11 protein-coding genes are annotated in these 12194 nt (G+C 44.6%); 9 read left to right on the top strand and 2 right to left on the bottom strand.

What is annotated here, in order from left to right:
• The first annotated feature begins 28 nt into the window (after positions 1-28).
• On the top strand, positions 29-196 hold the full coding sequence (locus tag AC58P5_RS02230; RefSeq protein WP_497384301.1) for a hypothetical protein: 168 nt from the start codon (positions 29-31) through the stop codon (positions 194-196).
• Positions 197-560: 364 nt separating this feature from the next.
• On the opposite strand, the gene AC58P5_RS02225 is transcribed toward AC58P5_RS02230, so the two are convergent.
• The gene (locus AC58P5_RS02225; protein ID WP_497384300.1) at positions 561-1442 is read right to left on the bottom strand and encodes a CPBP family glutamic-type intramembrane protease; all 882 of its coding nucleotides are present in this window, start codon (positions 1440-1442) and stop codon (positions 561-563) included.
• A gap of 351 nt (positions 1443-1793) precedes the next feature.
• On the opposite strand from AC58P5_RS02225, the gene AC58P5_RS02220 reads away from it, so the two are divergent.
• From AC58P5_RS02220 to AC58P5_RS02185, 8 genes are all read left to right on the top strand, one after another.
• A complete protein-coding gene (locus tag AC58P5_RS02220) occupies positions 1794-3143 on the top strand; it encodes an erythromycin esterase family protein (protein WP_497384299.1) in 1350 nt (449 codons plus the stop codon).
• A 246-nt stretch (positions 3144-3389) separates the two neighbouring features.
• Positions 3390-4844, top strand: a complete 1455-nt coding sequence (gene yfmT / locus AC58P5_RS02215) for a benzaldehyde dehydrogenase (RefSeq protein ID WP_497384298.1) — start codon at positions 3390-3392, stop codon at positions 4842-4844.
• 17 nt (positions 4845-4861) lie between these two features.
• Positions 4862-5731, top strand: coding sequence for a methyl-accepting chemotaxis protein (locus AC58P5_RS02210; protein WP_497384297.1), 870 nt, complete (start codon positions 4862-4864; stop codon positions 5729-5731).
• Between the two features lie 256 nt (positions 5732-5987).
• Positions 5988-6662, top strand: a complete 675-nt coding sequence (locus AC58P5_RS02205; protein WP_497384296.1) for a response regulator transcription factor — start codon at positions 5988-5990, stop codon at positions 6660-6662.
• Entirely contained in the window at positions 6659-8026 is a 1368-nt protein-coding gene (locus AC58P5_RS02200) for a sensor histidine kinase (RefSeq protein WP_497384295.1), read from the top strand. The genes AC58P5_RS02205 and AC58P5_RS02200 overlap by 4 nt, the downstream gene beginning before the upstream one ends.
• A gap of 205 nt (positions 8027-8231) precedes the next feature.
• Complete coding sequence (locus AC58P5_RS02195; protein WP_497384294.1) at positions 8232-9242, top strand: alpha/beta fold hydrolase; 1011 nt, start codon at positions 8232-8234, stop codon at positions 9240-9242.
• 115 nt (positions 9243-9357) lie between these two features.
• Entirely contained in the window at positions 9358-10347 is a 990-nt protein-coding gene (locus AC58P5_RS02190; protein WP_497384292.1) for an alpha/beta hydrolase, read from the top strand.
• A gap of 128 nt (positions 10348-10475) precedes the next feature.
• Positions 10476-11447 (top strand): alpha/beta fold hydrolase, encoded by a 972-nt coding sequence (locus AC58P5_RS02185; RefSeq protein WP_497384291.1) that lies wholly within the window; start codon positions 10476-10478, stop codon positions 11445-11447.
• A 269-nt stretch (positions 11448-11716) separates the two neighbouring features.
• Here AC58P5_RS02185 and AC58P5_RS02180 read toward each other — a convergent pair whose 3' ends face one another.
• The gene (locus AC58P5_RS02180) at positions 11717-12001 is read right to left on the bottom strand and encodes a hypothetical protein (protein WP_497384290.1); all 285 of its coding nucleotides are present in this window, start codon (positions 11999-12001) and stop codon (positions 11717-11719) included.
• Between the last annotated feature and the right edge of the window lie 193 nt (positions 12002-12194).

The raw sequence follows: 12194 nt of genomic DNA, 5'->3' as shown, positions 1-12194 counted from the left end.
ATGTGCACGGCGCCGGCGGCTTCATAACTTGTCTGGTAACAAAGTGTATGATATCAAGAACACGGCCGCTCCGACCGGAACCGATCTTCTGGGAAGGGACGCCCACGGCATAGCCGTGTACGGGACGAAAGCTCCCCAGTCGATCCACGAAGGCGAAACTCCGACCGGCACCAACGTGTGGAAGGTCATTCCTTAATGTTCGAGCGCCGCAAGCCCTGGGGGCGTAAACCTCCAGGGCTTTTTTTGTGCGCCCCGGTCCGGAGCAGGGAGTGAAGGCCCGCTGCCGGATGACGGGAGCTTTAATTAAAGGCCTTCACTTATCAGGTAGGAAAAGAAACGTTCCGGTTGCAAAGTTATTTGCGGAAACGTTCTGTTTTGTATGTTTGAGATGAAGAATTACGTAAGCATGTAATATAAAGAAGGAGAACTTTAATTTCAACTGGAAGATATGTACATCTTAAGAAGGCGCCGAAAACATCAAAACAGCCCTCGTACGGCAGATGGCCGAACGAAGGCTGTTATTTGCTCAGCAATGATTAATCGCAAGCTTTCCGCCGAAGTCAGCGCGCGGCATGCTTTGTTGTCCGGTAGACAACAAGGGCAGTAAGAATGATGATAAGACCGGTAAGCAGACCGGATTCTCCGATCCAAATCTCCGTATGAGTCCCGGTAGTTGCACGCGTGAACGGTCCTTGAATAACGGCATTCCACGCGGAATGAAGGATAACCGCCGGCCAGACGCTGCCGGTGATGAGCCGCAGACGGGCGATAATAAAACCGAAGGGAACGATACACAGGTAAAGGCCGATTACAGAAAGAATAACGGAAGTTCCCGTCACGTATAAGCCGGCAATGACGATCGGAACGTGCCAGGTTGCCCAGATCAATCCGCTAAGAAGGATAGGACGAGATACCTTGGCATCGACTAGCCTTGTCAGCATGTAACCTCTCCAGCCGAGCTCTTCACCCATAACCGGGATCAGGTTGATCAAGCTCCCCAGAATTCCGGTCAACACGACTATAAGAACGAAATGCAGCGGTGCCGGTAAATACTGCAGTCCAAGCATATGAAAGACCGGTTCCAACGTGCCGCCCACAGGAAGCTGAAATGCAGCCAGTCCGCTTAACCAGGCGATGGAATAAGTGATCGAGCAGATGATCATCGGAATCAGCACGGCCAATCCGATGCCTCTCCATATTTTTGCGCGACCGAGACTGAATGATACGTCTTTAAACCCTTCCTTGAGAAGGAGACGGGCAATTATAGAAGAAATCGCGGGTATAAACATGTACACGATGATGAGCGGAACGCTTTTAGTCAAAATTACGACTGCATTCATAATAATGGATAAAACGAGCAAGATGCCCAGATAGAGCCGGAGTCCTTTTCTTGCCTGTCTGACATGACCCTCACTCGAGAGCGTTTCTGAATAAGATACCATGATAAACCCTTCTTTCCTGATAAATTAGTTTGCGTATCGAAATAAATTCCTGCCGTACATGCGTCTGAAACCATCGCTAATCCTTTAGGATATCCCTTGATTTTTCTGTATCACTCACATCCCTTTTTGTCATTTATTTGCGTTCGGTGAGCTCATTATCAGTGGCACTTTGTCATTTTGAACAGTGAGAAAATGTAATTTCATGCCGTATGATGTTTTGTCAAATCGGGTTTGTGACGGTTCGTCACTAGGAAAAATGATAGTAAATGAGTGACAATCGATTCAAAGCGATTGACGCATTGTAACAGCTTGCGGATCATCTTGCTTAACAATATGAATGAGGTGGAGACGATGAAAAAGAAAATGATGTACGGCGGAATCGTAGCGGTGGTTAGTGCCGCTATGCTGGTTGGAGGATGCGCAAAAGAAGGGGAGACTAAGACGGTAGTGGTTACGCAATCACCCGAGCCTGCCCAAAACGATCTGATCTCATCCATTAAATCGCAGGTAAAGCCTTTGAAGACGATTGACCCTGCACAACCATTCGATGATTTGCAGCCGCTGAAAGGCATGATCGGAGAAGCCCGTTATGTGGGATTGGGAGAGAGTACTCACGGAAGCTCCGAAATATTTACGATGAAGTTTCGGCTCGTGAAGTATTTGGTTACCGAGCTGGGTTTTACGAATTTCGGCATGGAAGAAGATTGGGGGAGCGGTTTAAAGCTGAATGAATATATCCAAACGGGAAAAGGAAATCCAAGAGAATTTTTGAATCTGTTGTATCCGACGGATGAAATTGTCGCCATGGTGGAGTGGATGAAAGATTATAATGCCGATCCTGCGAACAAGAAGAAGATTCAATTTATCGGACTTGACTTAAAATCGCTGGATCCAGGTGTTTATCAAAAAGTGACGGATTATGTTAAGCGGCATTATCCCGATATGCTGGCCGAAGTGGAACTTAGCTACAAAGAGCTTCAGACCTCGACCGGAAACTTGGCGGAATACATGAAGCTGTCGCCCGAAGTAAGAGAGCGGTACAAGGGTAACGCCGAGAAAGTCGTCCGGTTGCTCGAAGAGAAGACCAACCAGGCTGACAAAGAGAAAGATGCAACCGAGCTTACCTGGGTGAAAGGAACAGCGATGGCTATACGGAATTTCACAAACATGTTGATTCCTGATGACTATCCAAGCATGATAAAGCTGCATGAGCAGTATCTGGCCGATCATGCGGTGTGGGCCGAGAAGGCGCTTGACGGAAAAACGATGGTATGGGGCCACAATATCCACGTTGCCAAAGGAATTATCGATAAGCAGTTATATCCGGATGGTTCCGGTAATTTCCTGAAAAATCGTCTTGGCGACCAATATATCGTCATGGGAAGCACCACATCAGAGGGCGACTTCACCTTATACAGCGAATACAGACCTGACGGAACCGGGAAGCTCTCCACGGAAAAAATTCCACAGGATGTGAACAGCTCCAACTACACCCTTGGAAAAGTTTCTTCGGAAATGTTCCTGCTGGATGCCCGTCATCTTGAAGGACCGGCCAAACAATGGGTTGGTGAAAAGCGGCCCCTGCTCAGTCTGGGTGGACAACTCATTCCGAACGCACCGGTATACTTTGACGCTTCATTGCAAGAGCAATTTGACATTCTTTTTCACATCCGGAAAACAAGCCCGTCTCACATGAAGTAAAAGCTTGTCCTCAGCGGGAACGGCAAGACTGGCGTCGTTACCGGGAATCTCAAGAAAAATCCTCCTTACCAATAGGGAGGATTTTTTCTTTTTCTCACAATAATGGAGGGGTCCTGTATTTTGACGCACGGTTACATTGTGACACTTTCCTGAACATGTGGAATAAATCTCCCAAGTACTTAACAAATTTGGGAAGTTTGTCGATATATAGTATGCTATAAATTTACAGACAAATGAGGAGATACTATGGATTACCAACTGTTAGGAAAACAATTTATAGATGGCGAATGGAGAGACGGCCGGAGCGGCAAAGCGCTGCCAGACATCAATCCGTACAATGATGCGGTTATAACCACTTTTCAAATAGCCAACGTTGCAGATATAGACCATGCATATCAAGCTGCCTATAAAGCCAAGCTGGAATGGGACAAGGTTAACCCGTACAAGAAACGCGACATTCTTGAAAATGCGGTTAAATACATAGAAGCTCATGAGGAAGAAATCACATCTCTTATTATTCAGGAGCTGGGTGGAACGCGTCTGAAGGCTGCCTTTGAGATCGGTCTTGTGAAAAATATGATTAAGGAAGCGGCTACGTTTCCGCTTAGAATGGAGGGCAAGATTTTGCCTTCTACCGAGGACGGTAAAGAGAACAGGCTGTACCGGATCCCCGCAGGCGTGGTTGGGGTTATCAGTCCGTTTAATTTCCCGTTCTTCTTGTCTATGAAGTCGGTTGCTCCGGCGCTGGGTGCCGGCAATGGCGTAGTGCTGAAGCCGCATGAGGATTCACCGATTACGGGCGGAACGCTTATCGGCAAGATTTTCGAAGAAGCGGGTGTACCGAAGGGCCTATTGAACGTTGTGGTGACAGATATTAAGGAGATTGGCGATGCGTTCGTCGAGCATCCGATTCCGAGAATCATTTCCTTCACGGGTTCGACTAAGGTCGGAAGCTATATTGGCCAACTGGCAGTCAAGAACTTCAAAAAGCCGCTGCTGGAACTCGGCGGGAACAGCGCGTTCATTATCCTGGAGGATGCGGATATCGACTACGCGGTACAAGCGGCGACATTCAGCAGGTTCACGCATCAAGGCCAGATCTGTATGTCGGCCAACCGGATTCTTGTACAGAAGACGATCTATCAGGATTTTGTGGATAAATTCAAGGAGAAGGTCTCAACGCTTACAGCAGGTGATCCGAGTGATCCGCAGACCATCATTGGCCCCGTCATTAACAACCGTCAGGCAGAAACACTGGAGAAGCTGATTGCTAGCGGCATTGAGCAGGGCGCCGTTGCCCTGGTGCAAGGTAAAATTGCCGGCAGAATGGTAGAGCCTACCGTCCTTGTCCATGTCAAACCGGATATGGATGTTGCTCAAGATGAGTTGTTCGGCCCGGTAGTATGTATCATTCCGTTCGAAACCGAAGAGGAAGCCATCGAAATTGCCAACGATACGCGTTTCGGGCTTAGCGGGGCCATTCATACCTCCAATCTTGAGCGTGGTGTGGAAATGGCCAAGAAGATCCACACCGGTATGATCCATGTGAACGATGTTACCATCAACGACGAGCCGATTGTGGCTTTTGGCGGAGAAAAGCAGTCCGGTTTGGGCCGTTTGAACGGAGAATGGAGCTTGGATGAATTTACCACAATGAAGTGGATTTCGGTTAATTACGGACAAAGGAAATTCCCGTACTAAGGGCTGGGGGAGAAAGCATGAAAATTGAAGCTGAAGGACAAACACAGCATGAGCTGATCAGAGCCTTTGTAAAGGTAGCTCCACTGCTCAAAAATCTCACTAATGATGACATCACAATCGGCATTTATGACACCGAGAAGCTGATCATCAACATTCCCGGCAATACCTTCTCGCTGAATGTGAGCCCGGGGGACCCTCTAATGGAGGGAGATATTGTGACAAATGCGATCCGAAATAATACGGCGTTATCGGCTGTCGTTCCGAAAGAGCTGTTTGGTTTTCCGCTTGCCGCACGCGCCATCCCGCTGCATGACGAGCAGGGCAGGGTTATCGGCGGTGTAGGCATGGGTACAAGCCTCGAGAAAGCGAATAAGCTTTTTGAGATGGCCGAGAGCTTTTCCGCAATTGTCGAACAAACAACGGCGTCAATCGGAGATATCAGCCAATCCGTTTCTAACCTTACCGACCGTGTGACCGACGTAACCAACCAAATGAAAGACGTTAGCTCCAGTGCGCAGCAGATCGGTAAGATCTCCACTGTCGTTAAGGAGATTTCGGATCAGAGTAACATGTTAGGGCTTAACGCCGCCATCGAAGCGGCAAGAGCCGGGGAAGTGGGAAGAGGCTTCTCCGTCGTTGCCGATGAGATCCGGAAGCTCGCGACCAGTTCCAAAGAGAATGTGGACCAGATTAATGGCATTACTAAAAATATTCAAGAACTTTTGCTGCGGTTAAACCATACTTTTTCTGATATCAACACGCTAACCGATACCCAGTCAGGGGCGATTCATGAATTCTCTGCAACGATCCAGGAGATCAGTATTAAAGCGGAGGAATTAGCTCAGGTTGCCGAAGAAACACTTTATTCCAAAGAGAACAGGCAATAGGAAATTAGAATCTCTTTTTCAAACCGATCCAACAAAAGTAGAAGTGCAGTTGTTTTGTACTTCTTTTTTTGTTTTTTCTTTTATCCGGGGTTACACGAATAGCCGCGGATCCGAGGTTTTTTTATTTAACGTGAAACGTGAAGATGAAACGTACGATGCCGTTTTTAGAAATAATAGGAGAAGGGTACATCCAATCTATTTATAGTATAATAATATGTACTACTATCTAGGATGGAAAACAGGAATGAGGGAAAGGATGCCTACTATACTGGTTGCGGACGACGATGCGAACATTCGCGAACTCGTCTGTTTGTTTCTACGCAACGAAGGATTCGCAACAGCGGAAGCGGCAGACGGCAAGGAAGCACTGACCGTTTATGCCTCGATGCATATTGATCTTGTTGTGCTCGATATTATGATGCCGATTATGGATGGTTGGACGTTATGCAAGGAACTCCGAAGGGCCAACCCTGATCTTCCGTTACTTATGCTGACCGCGAGAGGCGAAACATGGGAGAAAGTGAAAGGTTTCGAACTTGGGACGGACGATTATTTGACGAAACCATTCGATCCGCTGGAATTGACAGTTCGTGTTAAGGCATTATTGAAACGATACCGGATTGGCTCCACGCAAACGATCCAGTTCGGCAACGTCATCCTTGATCGGCAGACCTATAAGGTAATGAGAGGAGCGGAGTCGCTGACGCTGCCGCTCAAGGAGTTTGAACTGCTGTATAAGCTTGCCGGAACACCCGGACAAGTCTATACCCGCGGGCAGTTGATCGATCAAATTTGGGGGATCGATTACGCCGGAGATGATCGAACGGTAGACGTGCATATTAAACGCCTGCGCGAACGATTCGCGACTACACCCGATTTTCGTATCGAAACGGTGCGCGGGCTTGGCTACCGGCTTGAGGTCTGCGAATGATCAGATCCTTATATATACGTGTTGTCCTGACATTTCTAGTCAGCGTCATCGCAGGCACGGTCATTGCTTTTTTTGTGTCAACTTGGATATTCGAAGATAAATTAAACCAAAACGCGCAAATCAACTTACGTAACTTTGGCCAAGACATTGTCCGGATTTACAAAACCCTTCCGTTACATGAAGCGGACTTGTTCGTAAGTGAAATGAAGCAGCTCGATTCCTATCATATTCGAATTTACGAAGCAACGGGTCAGTTCCAGTCTTACGGAAAGCTTAACGGACACAAGTCTGCCCCTGTGACGATGGAGCAGCTAAAAAAGGTAATCGATGGCGGCGTTGTTCAAGCCACGCCAAATGGTATTGCTGCGGTCCTCTTAGGGCTGCCGTTGAAAACAGAAACGGATACAAAGGCGATGTTTTTGGAAACCCTCTCCCCTCCTTCCGCCACTTTTGTCGCCAGTTGGGGAATAATCTTTGCAACCTGTTCGTTGATCGCAGGAAGCTTATTGATTCTGGTTGCCTCTATATTCTTGGTCAGACCGATCAAAAAGCTGACAAAAGCGACCAGGCGTATCGCAGCTGGAGATTTCAACGTCAAACTGAATATTAAGCAAACGAGTGAGCTGGGTACGCTGGCTCGCAGCTTCGAAGACATGATGCACGATTTGCAGCAGCTTGAGCAGATGCGCAGGGAATTCGTGACGAACGTGTCGCACGAGGTGCAGTCTCCGCTCACTTCGATATCCGGTTATGCTTCAGCTCTCAAGCAAGCAGGTCTCTCAGATCATGAACGAAGCCGTTATCTGGATATTATTATCGCTGAAGCGAAGCGGATGTCCAAAATGAGCGATAGCCTGCTCAAGCTGAGTTTGCTGGAATCGCAGTCACAGCAACTTCGTTTGACCACACTTAGCCTTGATGAACAGATCAGACGGGTTATCGTGGCGCTCCAGCCGCAATGGACTGCTCGCAGGCTACAGTTTGATCTTGATTTGAAGACGCTTCAAGTAACGGCGGATCATGAGCTGTTAAACCAGGTATGGACGAATATTATCGGCAATAGTATCAAATTTTCCGAGGATGGCGGCATGATTAACGTGAGCATTCAACACGATATCAACAACGTGACCGTCCGAATATCTGATGCCGGTATCGGCATACCCTTTGAGGACCAGAAGCGTATATTTGAGCGATTTTTCAAGGCTGATCGTTCCCACAGTCGCAAGGTTGACGGGAGTGGGATGGGACTTGCCATCGTTAAACAGATCGTATCGCTGCACCAAGGCGACATTCGAGTGGAAAGTGAGCTTGGTCAAGGAACGACCTTCATTGTCACCTTGCCAATCACTTCGCCAACAGATTAGTTAGATTCATCGGTATCCATCACTAGACCGCATTCTCCATGCTGAGGCCCACATGCAAGCTTCCTTGTATGTGGGCCTCAGCATTTTTTACATGTTCATATTCAGTTCATATTGTCGTCATGGGGAGTACATCTTTGTCGTATATGATTGCCTAACGGCCTGTTAAGGCTGCCCAAAATAGAGATAACGACAGGAGAAGATACGAGTGAAAATAAGCGAGGTAAAGAAAAAAGACTTGGACACAACAGGCAAAAAACCAGCTAGTACGATGAAAAAATGGCTTCTCATTTTACTTAAAGTATTAGCAGTATTCGTTATAGCAATAGTACTTTTTCTAGCCATTGTTTTTGTCGTTGATAAGATCAGTAGCAAATCAGAGGAAGGAAGAATAAAACCGTATGGTCAGTCTGTAACAGTAGATGGGAAAAATATGAATGTTTTGATTCAAGGACAAGGCGAAGAAACAGTCGTGCTACTACCAGGTTTGGGAACAGGAACACCAGCACTTGATTTTAAACCGCTAGTAGAAGAGTTATCACCCTTTTACAAAGTCGTAGTGGTTGAGCCTTTTGGTTATGGATTAAGTGATGGAACGGATAAGGAACGAAGCACAGAAAATATTGTGAGTGAAATTCATGAAGCTTTACAGCGTCTTAACATGGACCGATATATTCTAATGGTTCACTCCATTTCGGGCATTTACGGACTAGATTATGTGAACAAATATGAACACGAAGTGAGTGCATTTGTAGGGATCGATAGCAGTGCTCCAAAGCAATACGGCGATAAGGTTGTTGAGTCTCCAATATCAAATACAACAATTACACTACTTAAAAAATCAGGTTTAGCCAGATTGATAATGAAACTAAGTGCTGACCCATATGCTGCACTACCCGTTGATGATGAAACGAAAGAACAAATGAGAATTCTTTCTTTCAAAAACTTTAGAAATCCCACCATTGTGAATGAAATAGAAAATAGGAATCCTAATTTTAAAGCAGCTCAAAACTTAACATTCCCAAAAAACCTTCCTGTTATTTTCTTTTTACAACCGAATAGTACAGGAATTGAAGGATGGTCAACATTACATGAAGAGCAAGTAAAAGACTCTGTACATGGGAAAGTGATGACATTTGAAGGAACACATTATTTACACCATACCAAATCAAAAGAAATCGCTGAAAACTTCAGGGCATTTATGGAAGGAATTAAATAAGAAAAGTTGTATGATTTGGATGGTCTAAACGCTATTTTCGAATTCTCCATGCTACGGCGTCACATGCGAGCTTCCTTGCATGTGACGCCCAATAGACAGAGGAGGACAGGAGAAGATGAAAGTGACACAAAAAGAGAAAATGAAAACGAGGAATGGAACAAGAACTAATAAAGTGCGCAACATTTTGGTTAAAATCATAGGAGCAATCCTTATAGCAATCGTGCTTTTTCTAGCTGTTGTTTATACAGGTAATAAAATCAGCAATCATTCGGAGCAAAAAAGATTAGAGCCCTATGGTCAGCACGTAGCGGCAGATGGGAAGAATATGAATGTTACCATTCAAGGACAAGGCGAAGAAACCGTCGTGCTCCTGCCTGGTTTTGGAACAGCAGCACCAGCTCTTGATTTTAAGCCGCTAATAGAAGAGCTATCTCCCTTTTACAAAGTCGTCGTAGTTGAACCTTTTGGTTATGGATTAAGTGATCTAACCGAAAAGGAACGAAGCACAGAGAATATTGTGAGTGAAATTCATGAAGCGCTGCAGAGTCTTCATATGGAGCGTTATATTCTAATGGGCCACTCCATTTCAGGGATTTACGGACTCGATTATGTAAACAAGTATCCAAACGAAGTGACTGCATTTGTCGGGCTCGATAGCAGTGTTCCAACGCTAAGCGAGAAGAGGTTTTCATCTTCAGAAATAGAAACGGTTAACCTACTCAAAAAATCAGGTTTAACCAGATTGCTAATGAAACCGGATACCGGCGTATATGCTGAACTACCCTATGATGATCAAACAATCGAACAAATCAGAATTCTTATGCACAAAAACATGTATAATTCCAACCTATTAAATGAAATTGAAAATATGTATTCTAATTTTAAAGGAGCTGAAAATTCAACATTCCCCAAAAATCTTCCTGTTATTTTCTTTATCCAAGCGAATCATCCAGCAACGGACCGATGGATACCCGAGCATGAAAAGCAAATAAAAGATTCTGCATATGGAAAAGTGGTACTACTGGAAGCAGGACATTATTTATATCGTTCCCATTCCAAAGAAATCGCGGAGAACTTTAGAGAATTTATGAAAGAAATAAAATAAGTCATCCTAAACTTGTTCATATTCCGTTCATATTGTCGTCATAAGGAGTACATCTTCGTCGTATAAGCTATCCATAACGGCCCGTTTAAGGTAGGCCAACAAACAGATTTGGACAGGAGAAGATGAGTATGGAACTAAAAGAAGAGGCAATAAAAAAGAGGATGAGTAAGCCGCTTCGAATTATACTTAAATCATTAGGAGCTATAGCTATATTAATCGTCCTTTTTCTAGCCATTGTTTTTATAGTTAATTTGGTCTCGAGCAAATCGGAGCAAAGTAAAATAGAACCCTATGGTCAGTCTGTAACCGTCGATGGGAAAAAGATGAATGTTTTGATTCAAGGAAAGGGCGAAGAAACCGTCGTGCTCTTACCCGGTTTTGGAACGGCGACTCCGGCTCTTGATTTTAAGCTGCTTATAGATGAATTATCTCCATTTTACAAAGTTGTCGCGATCGAGCCTTTCGGTTATGGATTAAGTGATGGAACCGAAAAAGAGCGAAGCACAGAAAATATTGTAAGTGAAATTCATGAAGCCTTACAGCAGCTTCATATAGACCGCTACACGCTAATGGGCCATTCCATTGCAGGCATTTACGGAGTGGATTATGTGAACAAATATCCAAACGAGGTGAGTGCCTTTGTCGGAATCGATAGTAGTGTACCAACCCAGCCCGGTATGGATGTTGAATTCCCATTAAAAAAGTTAGAATTTCTCAAAAAATCAGGTCTCTTAAGATTGATGATGAATCTAGGTGCTGACCCGTATGCTTCATTAGCATTTGATGCTAAAACCGTAGAACAAATGAAAATGATTTCGTTTAAAAACATGAATAATGACACGACCTTGAATGAAATGGATCATATTGCTTCTAATTTTAAAGGGGCTCAAGGCTTAACATTCCCTAAAGACCTTCCCCTTCTTCTCTTTATACAAGCGAATAATACAGGCGTAAAAGGATGGATACCTCTGCATGAAGGCCAGATAAAAGACTCGGTACATGGAAAAGTAATGACAATGGACGGATCCCATTATTTACACCATACCAAATTCAAAGAAATCGCTGAAAACTTTAGAGAATTTATGAAAGAAGTAAAATAAGTAATCTGAAAAAGATCTCTTCACTATACACATCGATGATATAACTAATTGAGCCATGCAAAAAGGAGTGCCTTAGGGCACTCCTTGCAAAAATTAAGATCCAATATGGCGTTTCTTATGTTTTAATTAGCTGGGTATGGGAATAAAGGGGGAGATTGAATGTTTTTGAAATTGAAGGGGATACAATTGCGACTTGGGTATTCCATTTAAGCTTAAAAATATAAAAGCCTCTAAGCTTACCTTTATGGTAAAGTTAGAGGCTTTTTGGATTAAAAATCAGACGTAGCAATTTGAATCGTACCGGTTGCGGCTCCAGCTGCTGTCTGGAGAGCGGCTACCAGCAGTAAAGCAACTTCCAGCGTAAGACTGTTTGTTGGAGGGATAACATAAGTGATAACAGGTGCATTGACACGAGTAACGACAAGATTGATCGGAGCTGGACCGTTATTATTAACGGTAATTGTAGCATTATTGCCGCCGTTCAAGTTTTCAAAATAGGATTTACCGATGTTGGCAGCTAATGAGTAGAATTGTTGAGGTAAGAGAATTGCCATGAAAATCACCTCCCCATTATTTGATATTCTATTCTATGAATCTATTCTATTAATGTAACGGTCAAGCGCCTTGCTTAAGAAAAAAATTGCATTGAATAGTAAGCGGCGTGACAGGAAAGCGATCAAAGAGCAGCAAAAAAGGCAAGCTATCATTCGAATAGCCATCAGGAAGAAATAGGACCAGCATGATCTC

Source organism: Paenibacillus sp. JT31N7, from assembly GCF_059692095.1.
This window is presented reverse-complemented; position numbering and strand designations above follow the sequence as displayed.